The organism is Verrucomicrobiota bacterium (assembly GCA_037139415.1).
Taxonomy (GTDB): domain Bacteria; phylum Verrucomicrobiota; class Verrucomicrobiia; order Limisphaerales; family Fontisphaeraceae; genus JBAXGN01.
In genome coordinates this window covers 15,874-41,533 of record JBAXGN010000051.1, presented here as the reverse complement: position 1 = coordinate 41,533, position 25,660 = coordinate 15,874, and the positions used below count along the sequence as shown (strand labels likewise).

18 protein-coding genes are annotated in these 25,660 nt (G+C 58.4%); 4 read left to right on the top strand and 14 right to left on the bottom strand.

The window, feature by feature from the left end; translation table 11 throughout:
• Positions 1–48: 48 nt before the first annotated feature.
• From WCO56_11035 to WCO56_11000, 8 genes are all read right to left on the bottom strand, one after another.
• Entirely contained in the window at positions 49–1,431 is a 1,383-nt protein-coding gene (locus tag WCO56_11035; protein ID MEI7730098.1) for a tetratricopeptide repeat protein, read from the bottom strand.
• 587 nt (positions 1,432–2,018) lie between these two features.
• Positions 2,019–3,287: a tetratricopeptide repeat-containing serine protease family protein gene (locus tag WCO56_11030; protein MEI7730097.1), complete on the bottom strand. Its 1,269-nt coding sequence runs from the start codon at positions 3,285–3,287 to the stop codon at positions 2,019–2,021.
• A 13-nt stretch (positions 3,288–3,300) separates the two neighbouring features.
• Entirely contained in the window at positions 3,301–4,875 is a 1,575-nt protein-coding gene (locus tag WCO56_11025; GenBank protein ID MEI7730096.1) for an AAA family ATPase, read from the bottom strand.
• Entirely contained in the window at positions 4,872–6,242 is a 1,371-nt protein-coding gene (locus WCO56_11020; protein ID MEI7730095.1) for an FAD-dependent oxidoreductase, read from the bottom strand. The genes WCO56_11025 and WCO56_11020 overlap by 4 nt, the downstream gene beginning before the upstream one ends.
• Before the next feature lie 5 nt (positions 6,243–6,247).
• Positions 6,248–7,444, bottom strand: coding sequence for a Xaa-Pro peptidase family protein (locus tag WCO56_11015; GenBank protein ID MEI7730094.1), 1,197 nt, complete (start codon positions 7,442–7,444; stop codon positions 6,248–6,250).
• Between the two features lie 118 nt (positions 7,445–7,562).
• Entirely contained in the window at positions 7,563–7,880 is a 318-nt protein-coding gene (locus WCO56_11010; GenBank protein MEI7730093.1) for an FKBP-type peptidyl-prolyl cis-trans isomerase, read from the bottom strand.
• A gap of 63 nt (positions 7,881–7,943) precedes the next feature.
• Positions 7,944–9,320, bottom strand: a complete 1,377-nt coding sequence (locus WCO56_11005) for a sulfatase-like hydrolase/transferase (protein MEI7730092.1) — start codon at positions 9,318–9,320, stop codon at positions 7,944–7,946.
• Between the two features lie 19 nt (positions 9,321–9,339).
• Entirely contained in the window at positions 9,340–10,743 is a 1,404-nt protein-coding gene (locus WCO56_11000; protein MEI7730091.1) for a sulfatase, read from the bottom strand.
• 295 nt (positions 10,744–11,038) lie between these two features.
• Here WCO56_11000 and WCO56_10995 point away from each other — a divergent pair, with 295 nt between their 5' ends.
• On the top strand, positions 11,039–12,142 hold the full coding sequence (locus WCO56_10995) for a hypothetical protein (GenBank protein ID MEI7730090.1): 1,104 nt from the start codon (positions 11,039–11,041) through the stop codon (positions 12,140–12,142).
• A 3-nt stretch (positions 12,143–12,145) separates the two neighbouring features.
• Here WCO56_10995 and WCO56_10990 read toward each other — a convergent pair whose 3' ends face one another.
• The 3 genes from WCO56_10990 to WCO56_10980 all read right to left on the bottom strand — a co-directional run bounded on the left by WCO56_10990 (position 12,146) and on the right by WCO56_10980 (position 15,018).
• Positions 12,146–12,997 carry a CbiX/SirB N-terminal domain-containing protein gene (locus WCO56_10990; protein MEI7730089.1) on the bottom strand — a complete coding sequence of 284 codons (852 nt, stop codon included), beginning with the start codon at positions 12,995–12,997 and terminating at the stop codon, positions 12,146–12,148.
• 12 nt (positions 12,998–13,009) lie between these two features.
• Positions 13,010–13,639: a hypothetical protein gene (locus WCO56_10985; protein ID MEI7730088.1), complete on the bottom strand. Its 630-nt coding sequence runs from the start codon at positions 13,637–13,639 to the stop codon at positions 13,010–13,012.
• Between the two features lie 92 nt (positions 13,640–13,731).
• Positions 13,732–15,018: a Gfo/Idh/MocA family oxidoreductase gene (locus WCO56_10980; GenBank protein ID MEI7730087.1), complete on the bottom strand. Its 1,287-nt coding sequence runs from the start codon at positions 15,016–15,018 to the stop codon at positions 13,732–13,734.
• A 134-nt stretch (positions 15,019–15,152) separates the two neighbouring features.
• Here WCO56_10980 and WCO56_10975 point away from each other — a divergent pair, with 134 nt between their 5' ends.
• The 3 genes from WCO56_10975 (at position 15,153) to WCO56_10965 (ending at position 18,876) form a co-directional block, all read left to right on the top strand.
• The gene (locus tag WCO56_10975; protein ID MEI7730086.1) at positions 15,153–16,496 is read left to right on the top strand and encodes a trypsin-like peptidase domain-containing protein; all 1,344 of its coding nucleotides are present in this window, start codon (positions 15,153–15,155) and stop codon (positions 16,494–16,496) included.
• A gap of 296 nt (positions 16,497–16,792) precedes the next feature.
• Positions 16,793–17,569, top strand: coding sequence for a ParA family protein (locus tag WCO56_10970; protein MEI7730085.1), 777 nt, complete (start codon positions 16,793–16,795; stop codon positions 17,567–17,569).
• A 44-nt stretch (positions 17,570–17,613) separates the two neighbouring features.
• On the top strand, positions 17,614–18,876 hold the full coding sequence (locus WCO56_10965) for a PQQ-binding-like beta-propeller repeat protein (protein ID MEI7730084.1): 1,263 nt from the start codon (positions 17,614–17,616) through the stop codon (positions 18,874–18,876).
• Between the two features lie 53 nt (positions 18,877–18,929).
• Here WCO56_10965 and WCO56_10960 read toward each other — a convergent pair whose 3' ends face one another.
• From WCO56_10960 to WCO56_10950, 3 genes are all read right to left on the bottom strand, one after another.
• On the bottom strand, positions 18,930–22,343 hold the full coding sequence (locus tag WCO56_10960; protein ID MEI7730083.1) for an efflux RND transporter permease subunit: 3,414 nt from the start codon (positions 22,341–22,343) through the stop codon (positions 18,930–18,932).
• Between the two features lie 25 nt (positions 22,344–22,368).
• A complete protein-coding gene (locus WCO56_10955) occupies positions 22,369–23,901 on the bottom strand; it encodes an efflux RND transporter periplasmic adaptor subunit (GenBank protein ID MEI7730082.1) in 1,533 nt (510 codons plus the stop codon).
• A 163-nt stretch (positions 23,902–24,064) separates the two neighbouring features.
• Positions 24,065–25,567: a TolC family protein gene (locus tag WCO56_10950; GenBank protein MEI7730081.1), complete on the bottom strand. Its 1,503-nt coding sequence runs from the start codon at positions 25,565–25,567 to the stop codon at positions 24,065–24,067.
• Between the last annotated feature and the right edge of the window lie 93 nt (positions 25,568–25,660).

Genomic DNA, 25,660 nt, shown 5'->3' with positions numbered 1-25,660 from the left:
GTTAACAATAACTTCCGAGGCACCCTTCAAATAACTCGTAAACTGGGGCTAGCCTTGCTGCGAATAATAGGCGTCTACCTTGGCGGCGACATCGCGGTAGCCGATGTCTATTTCGTAGATGAGCTTGAGCTGTTCGATGGCGTCTTCGCGTTTGCCCATTTTTTCATACACGCAGCCCAGGTTATAGATCAGGTCTTTTTTCTCGTCATCGAAAGTGAGCTTCTCTTTCAGGGCTTCCTGGAATTTGCGGGCGGCGAGATCGTTCATGCCGCGCTTGGCAAAACACTGCGCGAGATAGCCCATGGCCTGTAATCGCCGCTGCGGGTTGTTCTGGGCCTTTTGGAATTCCTGGATGGCCTCGCTGACTTTGCCAGCTTGGAAATACAGAACCCCCAACTCGAAGCGGATATGCAGATCGGTGGGATACTTTTCCACGCGCTGACGGCATTCCTCGAGTTGAAAAGCGAATTTTTCCGCCTGCAACTTGGTCTGACGCTCTTGATAATCGGGCGCGTTGGGGTCCAGTTGGGCGAGAATATGGTCAAGCTGTTTTAGCTTGGTATCCGCAATGGCTTTTTCCAGCGAGGGATCGGTGCCGCTATCAGAACTGCGAATGCGTTCGTAAAAGACCATCGCCTGATCGTACTCCTTGCGCTGGGCATGCAACTCGGCCAGGTCGCGCAACAGCTTCAAGTTTTTTGGCTCTTTGGCCAGGCGTGCCTGGCATTCCTCGATCAGCCGGCCAGAGACATCATCGGTTTTTACCGAGCGGTTCACCTGTTCTAGCGACTCCGCCTCATTTTTGTCGCGCAAAATGTCGCGATAGGAACCCTTGCCGTCCGCGAGGGCGTCATAGCCCCCTTCATCCATGGTGCGTCGGGCCGTGAGGTTCTTGAAGGCCTGCGCCACCTCGGCGTCGTTAGGGGTGACGCGCAATAATTCCGTGTAAATCGCCTCCGCTTTGGCCACTTGGTCGAGGGTGCCGTATAACGCGGCTTGCTTGAGCTTCAATTCCCGGTCTTTCGGATTGTTTTTGACGAGAATTTCCGCGGACAACAGGGCGGTACGCGGAAAATCGGCGGCCAGGGCGGCATCAATAATTAACCGGTGTGCGTTGGTATTATTCGGGTCCCCGGAGAGCACCTGTTCCGCAATGGCCAGCGCTTCCAGAGGATCACGGTTTAACGCCAACTGTCCCTTGGCGAGCATGGGCTGGTTGCTGACGCCTCCCATAAACTTCTTGAACAACCCCCCGGAGGCGCCTGCTTTCTTGAATTGAATGGCGCGCAAAGTTTCACGGCACTCGTAAAAGGCCGGCTCTTTTTGCAGCACCTGTTCAAAATGCATGATGGCATAATCCAGGTTGTGCCGCACCATGGCGGTTTTTCCTTTTTCAAACAATTCCCGCACCGGGCGGGGAATTTCAGTCACACTTTTTTCTGGCATAACCGTGCAATAAATTTATTCGACCTTGAGGGTGGCATGTCACTCCAAAGGTCCCGCACCATGGTTTGCATGGCGATGAGGGACAGTCTAGTGCAAACGCTGTTAAAAACAAGCAAATTCAGTTTAGGTTCGCGCGACGAATTCTCCTCCCGGAGGGAACCACTTTCCCGGAACCCATGTTATTCTGATCCCATGAATGCTATCAATAGATACAGTTCGCAGCCAGCCATTGGCGATCTCCAGTCGCCCGATTTGGCCATTCCATCCCCTTGCTCCAAGCTCCTGTTGTCTTGTCATGCTCGGTCTCCCATTTTTATGCCAGCTCATCTTTTCGCCATGTCCGACTTCCCATCCGCGGTCAAAGAATTGTGATAAAAAAATGTTTTCATCACAATTTCATCACAATTCCGCCTTCGGCCAAAACAAACCCGGTCAAACTGGTCAATCCGGTCAATATGGTCCCCCCATTCGCGTCAACCGGCACGATTCGCGGACCGGTATCTTCCGGTCCTCATGTTGTCAGTACAATTTCCTGCCGTTCTGGGTTCGGCATTCGGACTGCATGGACAAAACTATTCCCCATCAAACACCCGTTGCACCTTGGCTGCCATCTCGGCATCGAGGTAGCTCAGTTTGCGTTTGGTGGCTTCCGCCTTGGTTTTATCGCCCATGCGCCATTGCGCCTGGGCCAGTTGATAAAATACGTATTTGTTATCTGGATTGGCTTTCAAGCCGGATTCCGACCAACGAACCACCTCGTCATATTTCTTTAACTTGAGGCAGGCGTGCAACAGGTTGTCCCAGGCGACATCCATTTTTGGCTCATGCTCGATCACCCGCTCCAGCAGCGCGATGGCCGGATCGTACTTGTGCTGGCGATTCAACACGGCGGCCAGGTTATTGGCGGCCACGTACATTTCCGGTTTTAATTCCAGTGCCCGGCGATAGGCTTTCTCCGCCGGTTCAAAGCGGTTGAGCCGTTCGTGGCAGAGGCCGATGCGGAACCAGACATCCGGCTCCCGGGGATCGCGTGCCAAAGCGGCCTCGTAAAATTTCAATGCCTCCGCGTGCTGGTTCTCGATGAGCATCCGCAGGCCGGCCCGATCAATGCCTTGGGTGATGGGCGCCACCCAGTCTTTCGGCAGATCGCGATTGGCCTCAATCAGTGAGCGCAAAGGTCTCGCCTTGAGTTCCAGCAGCGCCGTTCCCGGCGCGGCAAAGTTCAGTTCCTGGCCGATCGGGACGGCGGAATCCGGTTTGGCCATGGTGCCGGTCTGCACCGCCACGACCTCACCATTCGTATTCATGATGGGGCCGCCGCTGTTGCCTTTGGAAATCGGCACCGTGTGTTGCACGGCCACCCCGGCGCCGGGAATGGGGCGCAGGTTGGAGACGATGCCTTCGGAGGCGGTCCACTCCAGTCCCAGCGGACATCCCACAGTGAATATCGGCTGCCCGACTTCCGGAACGGTTCGCGCGATTTTAAGCGCGACTGCATTTGTTGGCACCCGCTCCACCTCAAACAGGCAAAGGTCGCGCGGGCGATCCTCGGCCAGCAGGCCAGTAACCCGGATATACTCGCCGCCAAAGGTGTGAATTTCCGCGCGCTCGGCTTCGCGAAACACATGGCGGGCGGTCATCAGCCGGTTGGAACTGATGAAAAAGGCGGTGCTCAACACCGGTTCTGCTTTCCATGGGTTATACGTCAATACCGTCACCACCGCCGGCTGAACCCGTTTGATCAGTGCGGACCAATCCTCTTTCGCCTGGGCCGGTTCGGCGGCAAGGAGGCACAGTGCCGCGAGCAACAGCAGATTTCGGATTATGGAGAATCGGTTCATAAATAAGTGTCGTTCACTCTGTCGGTTTCACGGCGGGTTCCTTGTCCCGGTAGCTGGCCACTACCCACTCGCTCAAGATTTTATCCGGCGCGGTGACGGCGTCGCAATCCAAGGTGAACCCGGTCTGCCCGGTGTTGCTGGCGATTAATTTGAGCCCAAACTGGTAATCCTTGAATTTGGCGGCGCACAGGTCGCGCACGGTCAGGTTTTGGGTGAGTGCTTCGGCAATCACCTGGTCGGCAGCGGCCTCGGTAAACGTCAACGTCATACCATGGCTGTCCCGGAAGCGCGTGGCGAATTCCTGCACCACCTGCCGCATCATTTTGCGTTCCTCTTTTTCGCGCTCAGCCAGCAAGCCTATGAGGGCCTTGGCCGGTTCATCCACCAATTCGCGCGTGACGGCGAACCGTTTGAGCGGCGTCGAGGGCAGCTCGAATTTGAAATCCCGGAATACGCGTTCGCACACGGTCATCAGGCCGCGCGCGCCGGTCTTTTCATCGGCGGCCAGTTCGGCGATGCGGCGCAGGCCATCCTCCTGGAACAACACCTCGATGCCGTAGGCCGCGAAATCCTGCTCGTATTGGCGGATGATGCTGCCCTCCGAGGATTGGAGGATGGTGAACAAGTCGTCCACCACCAAGGGCAGGCAAACCACCCGCACCGGCAGACGGCCGATAAACTCCGGCTCGAACCCGAACTGGATGAAATCGCGGGTCTGGGCCTGGTTGAGCACCTGGTCTGCAGCGGTGGCCGTCGGGCCGGCGCCAAAGCCAATGGTGCCCTCCGGCAAGCGGCGATGGACAATTTTTTCCAAACCGTCAAACGCACCGCTGACAATGAAGAGAATATGCTTGGTGTTGATGAGGCCAGGGGATTTCTTGCCGCGCTGGGTCACCTCCATCATCGCCTGGATTTGCCCGGCGATGTCCTGCGGCGAGCGTGCCGGGACTTCGGTTTCTTCCATCAGCTTGAGCAGATTGGTTTGCACACCGCGCCCGCTCACATCGCGCCCCGAGGCATTGGCGGCCGACGCAATCTTGTCAATTTCATCTATGAAAATGATGCCGTACTGCGCCCGCCGCACGTCGCCATCGGCGCGGCGCAGCAGGTCGCGCACGATGTCCTCCACGTCCCCGCCCACATACCCGGTCTCGGAAAACTTGGTGGCATCCGCCTTCACGAACGGCACGCCGATGAGGTCCGCCGCGCACCGGACCAGATAGGTTTTTCCCACGCCGGTGGGCCCCAGCAGGATGATGTTTTGCTTCGTATAATTGGGCTGCTCGCGGCCTTCCAGCGCCAGGCGCACATGGTGGTAATGATCGCACAACGCCACGCTCAATACTTTTTTGGCTTCGTCCTGTTTGATGACGAACCGATCCAAATAGGCTTTAACGTCGCGCGGCTTGGAATCAAATTTGAAATCCTCCGATTTTAGTTCCGGCTCCGCGGCGTCCTCAGCGGCCTGGGTTTGCGGTGCGGTGCCAAACGCCGTGCGACCTGGGAAGTTTTTTTCGAACAGCTCCTGTAACCGGCGTTGGACTTCCTCGGGTGGCGGGGGGGTCTGGCTGTTTTGAAATGGGCTCATAATTCAGTAATTTTCACATTCTGGGGCAGCCGGTCGGACTTGGCGGCAAGCGCGGCGGTTTTACCAGCGGCTTCACCCATGGCCGCCGCGTTACCGGTTACCCGGTAGCTCGAATGGGCAATGAAATCACCGCTGATGCAACGTCCGGCCATCATCAGGCCGGTCACGTCTTTGGCGATCAACGCGCGCAAGGGAATCTCGTACGGTTTGGTTCGGAATGAGGACTTTTCAATACCCTTTTCCTTGTTGGGATTGGTGGCATGCACGTCCACCGGGAAAGTGACCGTGCAGACGGCATCCGGCTGGTTGCGCCCCTCGCGGAGATCGTCGGCTACCACCGTGTACAGCCCGTGAATCCGGCGGCCTTCGCGGACCCCGATTTGGGCCGGGGTGGCGACGAGCCGGATGTTTTTCCACGGCCCTCCCAGCGAGCGTAAGCCGTTGATTTGATCATGCAATTCGCGGCGTGCCCGCAAGGTGGCTTGGGTGACCTCGCGCACATTGGTACCTTTGACGCCGTACTCATGGTTGGACATGAGGATGAACAATCCCTCGCGCACCCGAAACAACGAAGGTTTGGCATAAGAGGGCGATCGTCCACCCCGAGTCATCTCCGCGTTGAGCGCATCTTTCGGCTTGGCCCATTCCGCCGAATCTGAATCGCGAAAATACTCCTGGATTTCATCCGTCACAATGCCGGTCACCAGCGCAATCAAGCTCATGGGTTGCAGGGCGCCGGTTTCCGGGTTCCCCAAATCAAATTGGCAGCCCGCCTGCGCGGCCACGTCGCCGTCGCCCGTGCAGTCCACAAAAATGCCGCCCTGCACAGCCTCGCGTCCAGACTTGGATTCCGTGATGACATGCGTCAGCCGCCCGCCGGTGTGCTTGACCGCGGCACACACGCGGGAGTGGTATTGCACCTGCACGCCCGCTTCCCCGCACAGATCTTCCAGCACGATTTTGATGATTTCCGGGTCAAACGCGTTGGTGCCAGCACCTTTCTTAGAAAATGCCCGACCGTCAAGCTTGGTGGCGCGTTCCACGATTTCCCGCATGATTCCGGGCTTGTTGCTAAAATCCAGAAAGTAACTCAGCAGGCCGGTGGTCCAGATGCCGCCCAAGCTGCCATGTGCTTCCAGCAGCAGGGTGCGGGCGCCTTTGCGCGCGGCGGCGAGCGCGGCGCAAACGCCGGCGGGACCTGCTCCGCACACCACCACGTCGGCCCTGGCCGCCACGGGAATATCCCGGGCGGCTTCCCGGACCACTTCGCCCGGCGCTTTGGCATCCTCTGCCTGGACAGACCAAGACGCGGCCGCCGACAGAAAAGTGCCGGCGGCATTCAACCTGATGAATTCACGACGTTTCATTGGTATTAGTACACCGGAATCAGACCGCAGCTTTCGCCAGTGATGCATCGCCCGCCATTCGGGGTGACCAGAAAGGTGTTTTCAATCCCCACCATCCCCACTCCGGCGATGCCCTTTTTGGGTTCCACGGCCATCACCATGCCTTCCTGCAAGGGCTCATCAAAACCTTCGGCAATCACCGGTGGTTCATCCACCGTCAGCCCGACGCCATGCCCCAGAAACTTCACCTGGCGGGAACCAAAGCCCATGAAGTCCTTCAGGAATTCCGGGCTGAGTCGCTGCATGATGGTCCGGTAAATTTCCGAGGGAGCAATCCCCGGTTTGAGCATGGCAGCAACCTGATCCTGAACGTCCACGCATTGATGGTGGATGGCGATGACTTCCTGCGAGAGCGAATGGCCGAACATATAAGTCATCGTCTTGTCAGAGTGATAGCCTTCAATTCCAAAACCGGTATCCACAAAAACCAGGTCCCCTTTCTTGAGTCGGCGCTCGCGGCTGCCCAGCATCGGCGAGGCCGGGCACATGCCGTAATTGCCGCCGGGGCCATTGAATGAGGTGGGGTAAATCGAGCTTTCGCCAAAGCCAATTTGCCCCAGCATGACCTGCGTATCGAACATTTCAAAACGGGACACCCCATGGTGCCCTTGCGCCAACATGGCGGCAAACAGTTCCGTGCAGAGTTCCGTTTCGCTCATCCCCTCGCGGAGCATCGCGGGGACATCCACCTCCAGGCTTCGTTGATGAAGTACACCGGCCTTGATCAGCAAATCCAGCTCATACGGGCTCTTGATGGCCCTGACCGCGCGTACCGCCGGATCCACCGCCCGCACCTCCGCGAACGGAAAATGTTTGCGGAACCGCTGATACATGGCCAGCGGAACCAACTCTGTTTCCAAATAGACCGCGGCCGGAAGCTTCCCGACCGAACCGGCGGCATCCCGGAAACTTTCCATGGGACGGATGTCGGGAAACAGAGACTCGTCCTTGGCGCGCTCGTAACTGCGCCGGACCCAAAGGATCGCTTCCGCATTCCGGGGAATGATCAGCATGCCATCCTGCATGGTGCCGGTGAAAAAGTATTGGTTCACCTTGCCAAAAATCACCGCAATCTCCCAGTCCGGACAGCTCGTGTCCATTTTGGACCGGAAGCGGGTCATTCGCATCTGCAGTTCCGCCTGTGGCACTTGCGCTATCGTCATGCGGGGTAGCATGTCGTTTTTATCCAAGGGTCGCAATCCTGGAGTTGCGGCAGCCGGGCAAAAAAGTTCCCAAGCTTAAATCAGCTTTCTCGTGGGTCGCTTGAGTAACTGCTACGGATCAACCGATGGATAGCAATTCCACTTCAAAGACCAGGGTGGCCTTGGGAGGAATCGCGCCGGGAAATCCCCGGTCGCCATACGCTTTTTCCGGAGGAATGGTGAGTTGGACTTTGTCGCCCACACGCATAGTGGCCACGCCTTCGTCCCAGCCTTGGATGACTTCGCCTCTACCCAGCGTGAAGCTGAACGGTTCACGCCGATCCAGTGAACTGTCAAACTTGGTGCCGTTGGTCAGCCGTCCAGTATAATGGACCGAGACTTTATCACCCCGCTTGGGAGCAGGACCGTTGCCAGTGGTTAGCTTTTCAATTTTCATGCTGCGGAGGAGAGTAACATGGTTTTCAGGTGAACGCGAATATAAAGCCGAATATTCCGGAGGTCACTGGGCTTTCTTTTTCTTTCCCTTGGCCTTGCCTACTTTATTTCCCTCCGCATCCTCGCCCGTTTCTCCGCCGAACGGTTGGGTCTGGTTTACGAAGACCTCGGGGCGCGGGCCTTCAAATCGTTTCAATGCCGCCTGGAGTTTGGCTTTTGCAGCCTTTGCCTCCGCGCTGAGTGCGTCATCGGCCAGCGGTGATTTTTCATGGTCATCCTTTTCGACCGCGTAGAAACGGCCATCGGTATAGAGCTTGAACTGGGTGTCGTGGGCGAATTCGGCTTTCGCCTTGGCTCCGCCGCTGGGATTATACCAAGCGTAGAGCCAGTCGCGCGGGTTGCCTTTCTCTCCGCGAAGCTGCGGCAGGAAACTGCGTCCGTCTATTTTTAGTTCTGCGGGCACGGAGACGCTGGTGGCTTCGCAAATGGTCGGCAGGAAATCCGTGGCGTCAATCAGGTCGGGGTAAACCCTTCCGCTGGCGAAGTGGCCGGGCCAGTTCCCAATGCAAGGGACGTGCGTACCCCAGGTTGTGGTCGTCCCTTTGCCGCCGAGCACGTCGCGGCCTTTGAATTTCGAGGGCGTGCCGCGGCCGGTGCCGTTGTCGCCGAGAATGAGGAGCAGCGTATTATCGCGCAGGTGCAACTCCTCGAGCTTGGCCACGACTTTGCCGATGAGCTTGTCGGTATAGGCCACCATATCGGGGAAATGGCCGAGCGGCTTCTGGTTTTTGCCGCTGATGGATTCCGCGTAATCAGGACTATCGGGGGTGGCGTCGTAGGGCTCGTGGGTGAGCATCATCGGGTAGTAGAGAAAAAAGGGCACGTCCTTCTTGCGCACAAGGAAATCGAGCGCGTAATCACTCACAATGTCCGGACCGTATTCATTTCTGGAATAATCACGCTGGGTGCCGTTGATTTCGAGCCCAGGATTTTTGTAACGCCCTGGCCGGCGGTTGAGTTGCCAGAGGCAGTATTCGTCGAAGCCAAAATGGGCGGGGCCTTCAAACCCATTGCTCAACTGCCACTTGCCGGCGATGCAAGTCGCGTAGCCCGCGTCCTTCAGTAAATTACCGAACGTTTTTTGCGACGGATCAAGATGAGCGAAATGCGTGTAGTTGCGGCGATTGCTCAGGCCCGTCATCAGTTGCACGCGGGTCGGGGTGCAGAGCGGCTGCACATGACATTGCTCGAAGCGCACGCCGGTGGCGGCAAGCTTGTCCATGACGGGGGTGCGGTAACTCTCGCCACCATCAGCCGTGACACATTCATAGCCGAAATCGTCAATGAGGATGAGCACGACATTGGGTTTCCGCTCGGCGGCGGAGAGCGCAATCAGCGGGGCAAGCACCAAAGCAGCAAGGGTGAAAAGCGTGGTTCTCATGATGTTACGTTGGTGGTGATCATTGTTTCGCCGCTTTGCGTTTGCGAGCGGGTGGAGCGCCGGGCTCGGGGCCGTCGTTGTCGGTCTGCCCGCCGCCCCAGCGTGGAGCCACGTTCAACTGGTTCCAAGCGTCCCACTTCGATTGAAGCTCCTTCACCTTGTCAGGCTGCGCGGCGGCCAGATCTTTCGTTTCACCGATATCATCGGCCAGATTGTAGAGTTTCACCCCGGTTACAGGTTGGCGTCCGCGACCGGTGCGGGTGTCGGCGTTGCTGTCATAACGGACGAGTTTGTAATCACCGACGCGGATGGCCATTTGCTCGCCGAATCGCCAGTAAAGCGCGTCGTGCGGAGTACCGGATTGCTCGCCGGAAAGGTAAGGCAGCAAGTTCACGCCATCGAGCTTCCACTCCGGTTTCACAGGCACCCCGGCAATGGCGAGTGCCGTCATCGTGAAGTCGAGCTGAATTGCGGGTTGGTCGTATTGGCCGGGTTTAATGTGGCCTGGCCAGGCGAGCACGAAGGGGACACGGATGCCGCCTTCCAGCGTGGTGCGTTTGGAGCCGCGCAATGGGCCATTGTGCGAACCGTTGACAGTGACGCCGGGCATGGTGGGGCCGCCATTGTCGCTGATGAATATGACGAACGTGTTTTGTTCCTGACCGGTTTCGGCGAGTTTTTTACGGACGCGCCCGATATTTTCATCCATCGCCAACATCATGGCGTCATAGGTGCGCCGCTGTGTGTCGGCGATGGTGGGGAACTTCGCCAGGCGGTCATCCGTGGCGTGCATCGGGGTGTGGACGGCGTTGAATGCAAGGCAAAGAAACCACGGTTTCTCCTTATGCCGTTCGATGAACGCCATCGCCTCGCGCCCGAACGCGTCGGTGGTGTAGTCCAATTCTTTGACCTGCTCGTTGCCGCGCAGGATGCCGGCGGAGGCGAAATAGCTATGCGCACCACCGAGAAAGCCAAAGAACTCATCAAAGCCGCGTTTCTGTGGATGCATTGCCGGTAGCGCGCCGAGGTGCCATTTGCCGACGAGGCCGGTAACGTAACCCGCAGCCTTCAACCGGTCGGCGATGGTGGTTTCGGCCAATGGCAAACCATTCGGTCCATTGGGATTGAACTCGTGGCCAAAGCGGTTCTGGTACCGGCCCGTGAGCAACCCCGCCCGCGTCGGCGAACAGTACGGCCCCGTGACGTAACCGCTCGTGAACCGCACGCCCGCGGCCGCCAGCGCATCAAGGTTTGGCGTCGGGATGTCTTTGCAACCTTGAAAGCCCACGTCCCCGTAGCCCATGTCATCGCCGACGATGAAGAGGATGTTGGGTTTGGTGGCCGGTGCAAGCGTCTCGGCGGCGTGGCTTCCACCGCCCAAACATTGAGCGATCACAAAGGCGAGGATCAGTCGTGTTTTCATAATATTGGCTTCGGGGTGCGTTGACGCATAGCAAAAGGGTACCGAAGAAAGCGAATTATGCAAGGGTGGTGAAACGGGTGACGCAGGGGCGTGGAGCTTCAAAGGGAGCGGTGTTGGAAGACGAATTTGAGGGCGGTTTCAATTTCCTGTTTCAACCTGAGGGTTTCGCATTGTGCGGACCACGGTTGCAGGCGCAGCTTACGCTTCGGTGGCCGGTTGACCGGCCGCAAAAACCGCCGGGATATAAATTGACTATCGGCTCAGCCTGTGGTAGGTATGCGGGTAGTGCTGACTTATGTTACGTTTGACCAAGATCTCGGGTTGGATGGTTGGGTTGTTGTTCGCCTGCCTGCTGCCAGGCACCTGGGCAGGGGAGCGGATTGAGTTTTCCTCGACCACAACGAAAACGGAGTCGCTGCGGCCCCAAGCCGAGGATAAAAAATTTGACCGGCTCGGCAAGGAAAAGGGAATCCGACAGGAATTTGACTTGCTGGATGTAATCGATACTCCGCAGGCAGAGAGTATCACTCCGAAACGCCGAATGAGCAAGGAAGAGGTGGAGATGGCGAGCTGGAAAAACAGTTGGATTTTTGTGACGCCGAAGAGCTTGAATCACCAGCCAACCGCTGAAGAGGTATTTAACATCCAACAAATGGGACCGGATGGCTTGCCGAAAAATAAGTTGACCACCATGGATAAATACTTGCTGGAAAAAGACCCCACCGCGCTGAAAAAAGAGGGTGCCAACGAGACGGATACGGAGGAGGCCCAAGCCAAGGACACAACCGAGCGGAATGCGGATCGGCAGGGTGCCCAGCGGGATTCCTTTACACGTTATGCGCGCTCTGATGAGCCACACCAAGAAGCGTCGCGCCGTTCCGATTCATTGCTGAAGGATTTGTTTACGCCGGCAAACCGGCGCGACGCGGAGCGGACTTCCGCCAGTTCCGGGTCTGGGGAAAACGCTGCGCCGGGATGGACGGATGAGGACCCCCTGTTGCGCGGACGACCTGCCGGCAGGGTGCTGGCGGGCGACCAAGCCCCGGAAAAAATCAATCCTGATAACCAGCATCGCATGGCGGAATTTCAGCAAATGCTGAACGGTCCGGGAGGCGCCTCCGGACGTGGCGATAGTCTTAACCTGATGGGCGACAGCACACGGAATCCAGCCAATCCAGTGGCTCCGCGCCCCTACCAAATGTTGGACCGGAATTGGCACCCCAATGCCAACCTGATGCCGGACCAAGCGATGCCCAGCGCCGCCCGGCTGCCTTCGGCAGCGGAAACCCCCAGCGCATTTCTTCAACCGCCGCCAGTGGTACAACCGCCGCCCAAAACGGAAGACCGGAATTCCCGTTACCAACCGCTGGTCTTGCCGATGCCGAGACGGCAGTATTGAGCACTATCCGTTACGCTCGGCTTCCCGCACCCGTTCCAGAACCACGTCCGCCAGATGCGGCTCGGTGCCCACGCTGGGGGCGTACCATACCCGTTTGCCGTGTTTTTCGGTGGGATTGATCCACGTTGGCTGGCCGGCACGATAACGCGCTTTCACGACCGTTGCCGGTTCGCCGAGCATAACCGGAATATCCTCGTACGAGTGCAACCCGTCACTGATGAAAAAGGGAACCATGACGAGGTTTGGTGATTTGGCCCGTTGGTAGCAATCCGCAATGCGCGGCTCTTCCTCCATGAAGGCGGCATGAACTTCCGCATATAAACCCAGTTGGCGGAGGCGTTCCACCTGGTGTTCAATGATCTTGCGGGAGTTTTCGTTGGCGGTGGTGCCGTGCCCCGCAATAAACAGCGCGGTCTGACTTGGCGCGGGCAGCGCCGAGGCGGGATGGCGTGCCACAACCTCCCGGGCGCGTTCAAGCAGCACGCCGGTCATCGAATCATGTGTCCCCACCGGATCACAGTAGTAAAAGGATTGCCCACCAAGTTGCCGCACGCGGCTAAAGCGGGGCGGTTGGCCGGAAAGGGTGAAGCCCAATTCGCGCGGCAATACTTCCTCGGTGAAATAACCGGCGGAGATAAAGACGGGGACGATAAACACGCGCGGAGTGAACGCGCCACGCAACACGCCGGCCAGGTTGGGTTCCTGTTTCCAAAAACCTTCCAGCACTTGGGCAAAAAGACCGCGCCGCCGCAACTCGTCCGCATGTTGATACGTCGGCAGAGCAGATTCGGCATTTAACGTCGAGCCGTGGCCTAACAGAACCAGGGCCGCGTCCGCGTAGTGCGAGGAACTCATTCCAGCGGGTTATTATTGGGCACCGCCACCGCCACCACCGCCGTTACCCGTATTGACACCCCCGCCACCGCGCCCGCCACGGCGACTACCGCGCTGCTGCTGTTGCTGCATCTGGCGGTCATAACGACGTTGGGCATCGGCTTCCATCTGGGCGGCGTTTGCCTGCATTTTATCCGCGTGCTTTTGCATGGTCGTCTCGATCTCCTCGAGCGGGGTGGTCACAGTGGACAAATTGACGCTATGGGCCAGCGCATTATCCGCCCAGCCGTAGCGGCGCCGCTCCGCCTTCACCTGGTCATACGTCAGGTTGGCGGCTTTGGCCAGCGTGTGCGCCACCACCAGATCGGCATAGGACATGGTGGTATCTTTGCGCTTGAGGGCATCCATGGCCGGGAGGGTTAGATTGCATTTTTGCGCGACCGCCTCGCGGAACTCCTGCTGCAAATCCTGATGCCCCGCCCAGGCGTTGACCTGTTTGAAATGCTGGTCGAGGGCCAGTTTTTGCCTGGTCAATTCCGCCAGCGGGCTGAGGGGTGTCCGGGATGGTGGTTTGGCCGTTTCGGCCGCAAACAGCGCGGAGGCGCACAGGCAACCAGCGACAACCAGCACCCGACCGGCGTTATGAACGTTCGCAATTTTCATGGTCATAATGGTGCAACATACGCCCTTCTGGGCGCTTCGACAAGCCGGCATTTCAACCAATTTAGCCCGCCACTTTCGCGACGGGCCACCTGTTAGACGATCTCTTCCTTCACCGGATCCCATCGCACCTGGCGTTTCTGCTTGTACGCCTCAATGGACATCAGCAAGGTGGCGACTTCGACGAACGCCTCGTTGACGTTGCATTTCGGCAGCCCCCGCGTGCGCATGCAATTAAAGAAATCCACCAGGTGATTCGGCTGGCCTGGCGTTTTGCCACGCTGATACCCCTCGGGCAACGGGCGCTTGCAGAATTTCTCGGGGATGATGGTGAAACTGTTGGCATCGTGCGCGATGCCATCAAAGCGGAGCGTGGCCTCCTTGCCGCAGATTTCCACCGGTTGCCCCACGCTGGTGTTCATGCTGGAGGTAAACGTGACGGTGCAGTCCTTTTTCTCAAACTCGTAGAGGGCGCACCAGGTATCCGGCACTTCGCGGTCGTCTTTGAGCAGCGCGTTTCGGCCGGTGGTCATGCAGGTATCTGGGATGCCGTAGCCCAGCAGATACTGGACGAAGTCCATTTCGTGCGAAAGCAGGTCGCCCGCCTGGCCGGTACCATATTGCCAGTAGCAGCGCCAGTGCCAGAAGTGCCGTTCATTGAACGGAATCTCCGGTGATTTGCCCAACCAGCGTTTCCAGTCCACCTCTTTGACCACTTGTTCCGGGTTGGGGCGGTCAAAAATATTGTAGTAGCCGTACCAGCGCCAGATATTGCGGTCCATGGGCAGATTGCCGAAGCGCCCGGTGCGCACCAGCGTGACGGGGCCCAGGATGCCATCCGCCAGCAATTGTTTGGCTTGCAACGCGCAGGTGGATTGCCGCGCCTGATGGCCAAGCTGGAAGACGATCCCGCTCTCTTTGATGGCCGCCCGCATCAGCTTGGCTTCCGCGATGGATTTGGCAAAGCCCTTCTCGCAATAGACATCTTTGCCGGCCTTGATGGCGTCCAGCACAATCTGGCAGTGCAGATGGTCCGGGGTGGCAATCACCACCGCGTCCACATTCTTATCCGCCAGAACATCATGGTAATCCAGATACGGCTTCACTTCCGGGTTTAGGCTGCGGTCAATCCCCTTCTGCACATGTGGCTTATAGACATCACAGACGGCATTGACCTTGACCCCATTGGAGCCCGCGATGGCATTGATCAGGTCGCCCCCGCGCGTTCCCAAACCGATGCATCCCACCCCGATGGTGTCGTTGGCGCCTTTGCCGGCCCAGAGATTGGGGCCGACGGCGGTTAACGCGCCGACGGTGGCGGCGGCTTGTCCGGTGGTTTTCAAGAAAGTCCGGCGAGTAAGTTGCTGGCTCATCGTATTCATATTGTGTTTCGTGGGTTAGCCTACCAATCCCGCCTGCCGATGCAAGCCAGATGTTGCGCAAATCGTGCAGTTTGATCAGGTTTTGTCACGCTTTACTAAAAGATGTGCCAATGGTAGATTGGGCCTTGATGCGTATGAAACGGATGCTCGGATTATTCCTGGTTTGGTTAGCGTGGTCTGCTGGGGCAGATACGACGAATGATATTCGCCGCGATGCGGTGGTGAATACCATCGAGCGGGTCATGCCCGCCGTGGTGAACATTGCCACCGAGACCATCGTACAAACCCGGCATCCGCTTGATGAATTACTGCGGGAGTTTTACGATCCCTATTACCGTCGGCAACCCCAGCGCCAGTACAGCCTGGGTTCCGGGGTCATCATTGACGAGGATGGCTATGTGGTCACCAACGATCACGTAGTGCGCCGGGCCAGCCGCATTTCGGTCAAGCTCATGGACGGCCGGGAATATGACTGCGATCGCGTGGCCACTTCCGCCAAGAGCGACGTGGCGTTGCTGAAAATCCGGGGCAAGGCCGGGGAAAAGTTTGCGGCGGCCAAATTCGCGCAGGACGACGACTTGCTGCTGGGTGAAACGGTCATCGCCATGGGTAATCCCTTTGGGCTGGGCGGGTCGGTCAGCCGTGGCATTTTGAGCGCCAAAAGCCGGCGTCCAGCAGGCGGCAATGAGCCGCTGGATGTGGCGGATTGGTTGCAGGTGGACGCGCCGATCAATCCCGGCAATAGCGGTGGTCCCCTGATCAATCTGCGGGGCGAACTCATCGGCATCAATGTGGCCGTGTATCGTGAGGGCCAGGGCATTGGCTTCGCCATTCCGATCAAGCTCGTCTCCGAGGCGCTTGCGGCCAGCTTCACCCCGGAAGCGCTGAAGCAGGTGTGGTTTGGCGCGCGCGTGAAAGTCGGCGCCTTCCCGCTGGTCATCACGACAGTGGAACCAGGCAGCCCGGCGGATCAGGCCGGGGTGAAATCCGGGGATGTCCTCCAACAGGTCAATGGCCACGTGCCCAGCGGTTTCATTGAATTCAACCATCTGGTGATGAATGCCGGTGACAAAACGAACGTGGTCTTGCACCTTCAACGCAATGGCACGGCCAAAACCGTCACTGTGCGCCCGACGTTGGAGCAGTCGTTCTTCAATGAGAAACTGATCCAGCGCCGCCTGGGTGTTTCCGTGCAGCCGTTGACCGAGGAGATTGCCGAAAGCCTGGGCTTTAACCGGCTGGATGGATTGTTGGTTGGCGGGGTGGACCGCAACAGCACTGCGGACAAGGCCGGCTTGGAACGCGGTATGTTGATCACGAGCGTGGATGGTCTGGCGCCCGGCAACTTGGTTGAACTCGCCCGCCATTTGCACAGCAAAAAGGCGGGAGACTCCGTTAATGTCCAGTTGCTCTTCCCGCGTCGGCGCGGCTCTTTCATCACCTTGCAGCAATTCCAACTGGCTTTGAAACTGCAATAGTCCGGTTACTCTCCACCAGCCGGAGCGCACGACGCTACTGCCCATGGCGTGGAATCATGGACCGCAAGGTTGTGTGCGCCGCAGCCCTACTCGATCAAACGATCCTCGTTTTTGAACGAATTCTCCTCCGGGAGGCAACCCCCTTTACTCGCCCCCTGCCACCGTGATCCCCATGAATGCCATCAAAATTGTGCGATCGGCTCCACTTGGTCAAATCCTCCCCGCGCGTTTGGTCCGCAATTTTTAGGTTGGGAGTTTGCTGGACAGGCGGGGCGTCTCCCGCTTAAATCATCGGCGTGTCGGCAAAAGTCATCGCCATAGCCAATCAAAAGGGCGGAGTGGGCAAAACCACGACCGCTGTGAACCTGGCCGCCAGTGTCGCGGCCGCAGGCCATCGTGTTTTGCTTGTGGATCTGGACCCGCAGGCCAACGCCACCAGCGGGTTGGGGTTGGAAAAAACCGAGGGGGGGAGTGCGTACCATCCCCTGCTGGGCGACGGCTCACTGTTGGATAAAATCAAACCCACTGCCTATGAAGGGTTGGAAATGGTGCCCAGCGAAATGGATTTGTGCGGCGTGGATGTGGAGTTGTTGAAAAGCGAAAATCATCTCCAGCGCTTTGCGCTTGCGCTCCAACCAGTGGTCCAGGCCGCCCGGCATGATGTGATTCTCGTTGACTGCCCGCCCTCGCTCGCAATCCTCACCTTGAATGCCTTTGCGGCGGCGGATGGGCTGGTAGTGCCCCTGCAATGTGAATATTACGCGCTGGAAGGCGTCTCGATGTTGACCCGCATCGTGAACCAGTTGCACGACACGGGGGTGAACCCTCGCCTGCACTTGGTGGGCATTGTGATGACCATGTTTGACAGCCGCACCAATCTTTCCCGCCAGGTGGTTGAAGAAGTGCGCCAGCATTTCCCCGAAATTGTTTTTGAGACGCTGATTCCGCGCACCACGCGCCTGGCGGAAGCGCCCTCCTTTGGCAAACCCATTCGCTACTACGACAAATACAGCGCCGGCGCCGCCGCGTATGATTTGCTGGCCGAGGAGTTTATCAAACGCCTGCAACTTTAAACCAAAACCAACCGGTCCCGGAATGGGCCTCATCACTTGACACCATGAACCACATCACCGCAAAGACCTGCCTGGCTGGCAGCCTGGCTTTCACCTTGACCTCATTCACCGCGACCGCCGATTGGCCGCAGTATCGCGGCGCCAACACGGACGGTATTTCGACCGAGGCGGTGCGCCTACCGTGGGCCGGCGCACCCAAGCATGTCTGGACCACGCCGACCACCAGCGGATTGAGCAGCTTCTCCGTGGGCGGCGGCAAGGCGTTCACGGTCGTCAAAGAGGGCACGAGTGAAGTCACCATTGCCCTGGATGCCAATACCGGCAAGCAACTCTGGAAGGCCACCACGGGCAACGCCACCTATCAGGGCGGCGGCGATTCCGGCACACCCGATAACAAGGGCGGGGACGGCCCGCGTTCAACCCCGGCGGTGGATGGCAGTCGGGTGTATGTTTATTCCGCAGACTTGGTGCTGCACTGCCTTGATGCCAATTCCGGTAAAAGTGTCTGGACCAAGGACATCATGACCGAGTTTGGCGGCCGCAACATCACTTGGAAGAGCGCCATTTCCCCCGTGATTGACGGCAATCTGGTGTATGTGGCCGGCGGCGGTGCCGGACAATCCGCGCTGGCCTTCAATAAAACATCCGGCCAGTTGGTGTGGAAGGCGCTTGACGACAAAATCACGCACGCCACCCCGGCGATTGGCACCATTCAAGGGGTCCGCCAGGTCATCTTCTTCATGCAGAGCGGGTTGGTTTCACTCGACGCAGCGACGGGTAATCAGCTCTGGCGTTTTGCCTTTCCTTTCAAAGTATCCACAGCGGCTTCCCCGGTGATCTGCGGTAATATCGTGTATTGCTCGGCTGGCTACGGCGTGGGTGGCGGTGCCTGCGAAGTGAGCAAGGGCGGCGCCGGTTTTAGCGTCAAGGAACTGTACAAGGTGCCCTTCGACCAGAAAATCGCCAATCACTGGAGCACCCCGGTCTATAAAAATGGTTATCTGTACGGCATGTTCAGCTTCAAGAAATACGGCACCGGCCCAATGAAGTGCGTGGATGTCAAGACCGGCCAGATCAAATGGGAACAACCCAATTTTGGTGCCGGCAACGTGATTCTGGCGGGAAATAATTTGCTGGCGCTGGCGGATGACGGCCAACTGGTAGCCGTGGAGGCCAGCCCCAACGGGTACAAGGAACTTGCCCGCACCAAAGCCGTGGACGGCAAGTGCTGGAGCACGCCGGCCCTCAGCGATGGCCGCGTTTATATCCGCAGCACCAAGCAGGGCGTCTGCCTGGATTTGCGATAATCTGTTGATAGCGGGTAACCGTTGGGTTAATATCCTTGCCGCGCGCAAGGGTATTATTTTTTATCCTCGGCGAGTTGTCTTTCCAGCGCCACAAATTCGGCGCTGAGATCCGCCCATTTCTTGCGTGGCGGACGCGGCCCTTTAACCCATTCGACGTGCCGTCCGCGCCAGAGTGAATAGATGGCCGGGACAATTTCCAGGGTCAGGATGGTGGAAGTGATCAGCCCGCCGACCATGGGGGCGGCAATGCGCTGAATTGCTTCCGCGCCAGCGCCCGTGGCCCAGAGGGCGGGAACCAGGCCCATGGTGATCATGGCCACAGTCATCAGCTTGGGGCGCACCCGCTGCACCGCGCCATAGGTGATGGCTTCAAACAGATCATGTTGTGTCTTCATGCGTCCGGCCCGCTGGTAGGTGTGGAACGCCTCATCAAGATAGATGATCATGACGGTGCCCGTCTGCGCCGCCAGACCGGCCAGCGCAATGATGCCGACCCAAACCGCAATGCTGAGGTGATAGCCCATGAAGTACAGAATCCAGATGCTGCCGGTGATCGCAAAGGGAATGGACAGCAGAATGATGAACGTTTCCGGGATGGATTTGAAGTTCATGAACAGCAACAGGAAGATCAGGCACAAGGTCAAGGGAATGACCACTTTCAACCGCTCCTTCACGCGCAGCATGTATTCATATTGGCCGGTCCATTCAATACGGTAACCCGCCGGCAGCAGGCCGGTCTTTTCAATTTTCTCGGCGACCACTTTTTTGGCTTCGTCCACATAGCTCCCAATATCGCGCCCGGCAAGGTCCACATACACATAGCCGGTCAACGCGCCGTTTTCGTTTTTGATCAGAGGCGGACCGATCGTGGTTTTGATTTCGACCAGTTGACCCAGCGGGATTTGCACCACGGCGGTTGAAGCCGCAGATGTGCCGCCCGCCTCCATGGGCGTGGGGGTGGCTCCGGAACTCATGCCAGCCGCGATCGGTACCAGCACCCGTTTCAGCTTTTCCGGGTCATCCCGCAATTCGCGGCTGTAGCGGACATTGATGGTGTAACGTTCCCGGCCTTCAATGGTGCGGTCCACCGCCATGCCGCCAATGGCCGTCTCCACCACCATCAGCACATCGCCGACGTTGAGTCCGTACCGCGCGATTTCCGCGCGCTTGGGGATGATGTCGAGGTAATAGCCACCGGTGGTGCGTTCCGCGTAGGCACTGCGGGTGCCCGGGACTTCGCGCAACACGGATTCGAGGCGTTCGCCAATCTGACCGATGACTTCCAGGTCGGCCCCGAAGATTTTCAACCCCACCGGGGTGCGGATGCCGGTGGAAAGCATGTCAATGCGCGCCTTGATGGGCATGGTCCAGGCGTTGACCAGGCCCGGGATGTTCAGCGCTTCGTCCATTTCGGCGGTCAGTTCGTCCCAGGTGATGGGACGGACATCCGGCCAGACCTTCCGCAGTGGCGTTTGTAACCACTCCGGCCACTTGGAGTAAAAGCGCGGATTGGGCACCTGCCGCCACTCCTTTTCCGGTTTCAATTGTACCACGGTTTCAAACATTTCGAGCGGTGCGGGGTCGGTGGCGGTTTCGGATTTACCCGCCTTGCCATGCACGGTGAGCACCTCCGGGAATTGCCGGATGATGCGATCCTGGATTTGCATCAGGCGGGTGGCCTCGGTGATGGAAACCGTGGGCAGTGTGGTGGGCATGTAAAGGATCGTGCCCTCGTTCAACGGCGGCATGAATTCCGAACCGAGTTTCTGGTAGATGGGTATCGCCGAACCCACAGCGATCAGCGCGATGACGATGGACAGGATGCGCCGCCGCATCAGGGCGCTGACCCATGGATAATACAGCCGGTGCAGAATCCGGCTGATAAGGTGCTTGTGTTCCGGAATCACTTTGGCGCCGGTCATCAGCACAATCAGCGCCGGGCCGATGGTGATGGAGAGGAATGCGGCCCAGGCCATAGTGAAAGTCTTGGTGAACGCCAGCGGTTTAAAGAGCCGCCCTTCCTGCGCTTCCAGCGTAAAGACCGGCATGAAGCTGACGGTGATGACTAGCAGCGCAAAAAAGAGCGGTTTGCCAAGCTGTTTGCAGGCGGCGATGATGATTTCCTGGCGCTCCTTCCGGCTGAGGCCGGGCGGCGCGTGTTCCAGCCGCTTGTGGACGTTCTCCACCATGACCACCGCCTCGTCGCACAAGACGCCGATACTAATCGCGATACCGGCCAGCGACATGATGTTCGCCGTCAGCCCCATGAAGTACATGGGGATGAACGCCAGCGCCACCGCGATGGGTAGCATCACAATGGCCCGCACCGCCCCGCCGAGATCCAGCAGGAACAGAAGCACCACCAGCGAAACGATGATGGATTCCTCCAGGATGGTGTGCTTGAGCGTTTCAATCGAGCGGTTGATCAGGTCCGACCGGTCATAAGTCGTAACAATCTCCACGCCTTTCGGTAGCGAGGGTTTTACTTCAGCCAGCTTGGCTTTGATGCGCTCGATGACCTGCAATACGTTTTGGCCGAACCGCACGACCACCACGCCGCCCACCGCCTCACCCTCACCATTGAAGTCTCCCGCCCCACGTCGCATCTCGGGTCCCAAGGTGATGTTTTGAGCGACATCGCGCAGCATGATCGGCGTGCCCCGGGAGTCGGCCCCAATGACGACCAACCGCAGGTCATCCAGGCTTTTGATATACCCCTGGCCGCGCACCAGGTAGGTGGTGCCAAAACGCTCCAGCTCGCGCCCGCCCACGTCATTATTGGCGTTGCGGATGGCCGCCACGATTTTGGTAAGCGGCAGGTTGAAAGCGAGCAGTTTATTGGGGTCCAACTCCACCTGATATTGCTTCTGAAACCCGCCGAATGTCGCGACTTCAGCGACGCCTTCAATGCCTTGCAGCCAGTACCGCAGGTGCCAGTCCTGAAAGCTGCGCAGCGCGGCGAGGTCGTTGGTGCCGCTCTTGTCCACCAACGCGTATTGGAATCCCCAGCCGACGCCGGTGGCGTCCGGCCCCAGGGTGGGCGTGACGCCGGTTGGCAGGCTGCCGCCCAGTCCCTGCATGTACTCCATCACCCGCGAGCGCGCCCAATAGATATCGGTGCCATCCGCAAAGATGACGTACACAAACGAGTAGCCAAAGAACGAGTAGCCGCGCACCACCTTGACCTTGGGCGCGCTGATCAGCTTGGTGACAATCGGGTACGTGACCTGGTCTTCGACCAGGTTCGGGCTGCGTCCTTCCCATTGCGTGAAGACGATCACTTGCACGTCGGAGAGATCGGGCAGCGCATCCAACGGTGTATTGCGCATGCAGTAGATGCCGCCTGCCAGCAGCGCCGCGACCGTCATGAACACCATGAACTTGTTGCGGGCGCTCCAGTCAATGACGCGCTCGATGAGGGACTCGCGATGCGGCGCAGTTCCGGGAAGTGGCGATGGATCGGTCATATAAACAAAATTCCGGGTGGTGGGATTAATGTTGATGTGCTGGAGCCGGTTTGGCTTCCTCTGCCTTGGGCGCCGGTTCGGCGGTCATGGCGGCGATGGCGGCCTTGAGCTGGCTCTCGGAATCTACCAGGAACAGGGCGCGGGTGACGACCTTTTCCCCGTCTTTCAAGCCGTCTAGCACCTGCCAATAGTCGTCGGTGCGCCCGCCGATTTTCACCTCGCGCGGCTCCAGGTGCTGATCTTCGCGATCCACAAAGGCCAATTGGCGTGTGCCGGTGTCAATGATGGCGCTGGCTGGAACCGCGAGCACGCGGCCCAGGGGAACTTCCAGTTCCACAGTGGCCCACATGTCGGGACGCAACTCATGGTTGGGGTTGTCCAATTCCAGGCGCACCTCTCCGCGCCGGGTTTGCGGGTCCACATGCGGGTAAAGGAAGGTGACGGAGGAGGTAAAGGTTTTTTCCCCCAGATAGGGAAAAATGACCCGCGCTTTTTGCTCGAGCTTGATGTTGGGCCAGTCGTACTCGAATACCGCCACGCGCAGCCACACCCGCGAAAGATCGGCGATTTCATACAGGGTTTCCCCCGCCGTGAACGCCTTGCCTTCCACTGCGTTCTTGACCGTGACATGCCCGGAAAACGGGGCGCGAAAAATCATTTCATCTTTGACTTCCTGCCGGGTTTCAATCCCGCGAATTTCCTCGTCGTCAATTTGCCAGATGTGCAGGCGCTTGCGCGCGGAGTCCATTAGGCGGCGGGCGGCCTCCCGCTGAACGGTGGCGGCTTGGGCGGTTTCCTGGTAGTTGCGGTAGGCCAGCAGATATTCATTTTCGGAGGCCATCAGGTCCGGGCTGAACACTTTGAATAGCGGATCACCTTTATGCACGTGCTGGCCCGTGTAATTGACCATCAGTTCCTGCACCCAACCGTTGAAGCGCGGCGCAATGCGGGTGAACCGGGTCTCGTCATGTTGTACCACCGCCGTGGCGCGAATGGTTTGACTGAGATCCCGCATGTCCACTTTGGTCGTGGCCAACCCGATCAGATTCCGCTTTTCCGGAGAAAGCGCCACGAGGACCCGGCCCGGCACCGCGCTGGCCTCCGGCCCGGCACCGTCTTTGATGGGCACCAGCTTCATGTTGCAGATGGGGCAGTCGCCCATGCGGTCACTGACATACGTCGGATGCATCGGACAATGATATTTCACCGGCTTGGCATCCGTAGCGGAACCGCTCGCGCTGGCCGGAGCCAGGTTGGTGGCCACCAGCTTCATGTTGCATTCCGGGCACAACCCCGGCTGGTTGCTCACCACGGTGGGGCACATGGTGCAGATGTATTTGGTACCGCCGGAGGCGGATGCAGCGGCAGGCTTGGCGTCCTCCTTGATCAACACCAGCTTCATGTTGCAGATGGGGCAGTCGCCCATGCGGTCGCTGACATAAGTCGGGTGCATCGGGCAATGATACTTGGCACCCTTGGCGGTGCCCGCATCGCCCTTGCTGCAACCCGCCAGCCAAAACAGGCTGAGGAGGAGTAAACTCCAACCTATGAGTGACATTTGATGCCCTGATGCTCCCGTTTCGGACTTCGGTTTTCGGATTTCTTTCGGACTTCGGTTTTCGAGTTTCGGATTTAACTCCGCCTTGCACGGAGACAGCAAAATTTTCAACGTGTTCATATTCGTATTCATACTCATGTAGTTTGAGGGTTAAATCAGTTCGTTACTTCTTTTCCACCACCGGGGCGCCTTCCGGTATTTGCCCGATCACCAGCAGGGAGAGTTCGGCAAGCGCCAACTCGCGCTGGATGCGGGCGTCCACTTCCATCAATTGAAATTGCAGCAGTTGACGCTGCATGTCCGAGAGGTTGAAAAAGTCCACCTTGCCCACCAGGTAGCTGGAGCGTCCAACATCCAGGGCCATTTTCGCTTTGGGTATGAGGTGTTGTTGCACCAGTTGCAGATTGCGGGCGCTCTCGCGGCAGAGATACAATTTTTCAGCGATGTCCACCGCCAGCGAGATTTGTTCGGTGGAGAGGCGCGCTGCCGAGGCGCGCTGGCCGGCCTGGGCGGCGGCAATTTTGGCGGTAATTTTGTCCCGCCAGATCGGCAGGGAGATACCAGTCTGTGGCGATATCATCGTGGGCGAGGCCAGCGCATCCACTTCCAGCCCGGCGGAGAAGTCGGGAACCTTGCCTTTGCGCGCGAGGTGGATGCTCGCCTCAGCCAGCCGGATTTCCGCCTCCATGCCTTTGAGTCGTGAATTGCGCGCCAGCGCCAGCGCGAGGATTTTATCCGCATCCAGTTCCAGCGGGATGGTTTCAAACTGGTGCGGAACAGGCGGGTTGGCTTGGGTGCCCGCCAGTCCGAGTGCGGCCTTGAACTGGGCCAGCAATGGCAGGCGTGAATCTTCCAGATTGGCAATCTCGTTCTGCATGCGGTCCTGCTCGATTTGGGCGCGCAGCACGTCCTGCAACGTGACCTTGCCCACCTCATTCTGCGAGCGCGCCAGTTTCTCCAGGTCGTTCAGCAGGGCGAGCGTTTCGCGGTTGATGCGCAGTTTGTCCGCCAGAAAATGCAACTGATAATATGCTTTCTTCACGTCGTAGGCGGCTTGCACCAGTGTGAATTCATAGGCGTAATATTTCACCCGGCTTTCGGCGGCGGCCACTTCGGCTTGCGCCGCAAGCTTGCCGGGACCGGGCAGATCCGTCATGAAACCGAATAACAGTCCATTGATGGCATCCTGGATGTTCGCCGTCAGCTTCAACTGCGGGTCAGGGCGGCCCCGCTCCACGGTGATGCGTTCCACGGCGGACGCCCAATCATAAAAGGCGGCTTCCACCCGGGGCTGGTTCAGCAGGGCATACGTCAGGAACGTTTGCAGCGGGGCATTAGTGGAGAGTTCCGGCAGGGGCGGTTTGGCTTCATGCGGGCGATAGGTCGCGCCAACTTGCGCCACATTTTGCCGGGCGCTTTTCTCGGTGGCAATGGGTGTGCCATGGCAGCCCGCCAGTAGCAGGAGAATTCCGAAAACCGAAATCCGAATGCCGAAAGAAAGCCGATCCCCGAAATCCGAAGTAGCATTCCTCAGGTCGTGTGTTTCAGCCTTCGGCCTTCGGTCTTCTTTCGGACTTCGGTCTTCTTTCGGACTTCGGTCTTCGGCCTTCGGATTTTCATCCCCGTCTTCGTTCCATTTGATAATCGGTATTTGTTGTTTTTGCATCGTTCGTCTTGCCACCAGCGGCGGCTCATAAAATTGCTTTGGGTAAATGACCGCGGTTCTGCGGGAGAACCGTTCCTGGGAAAATCACGCGCA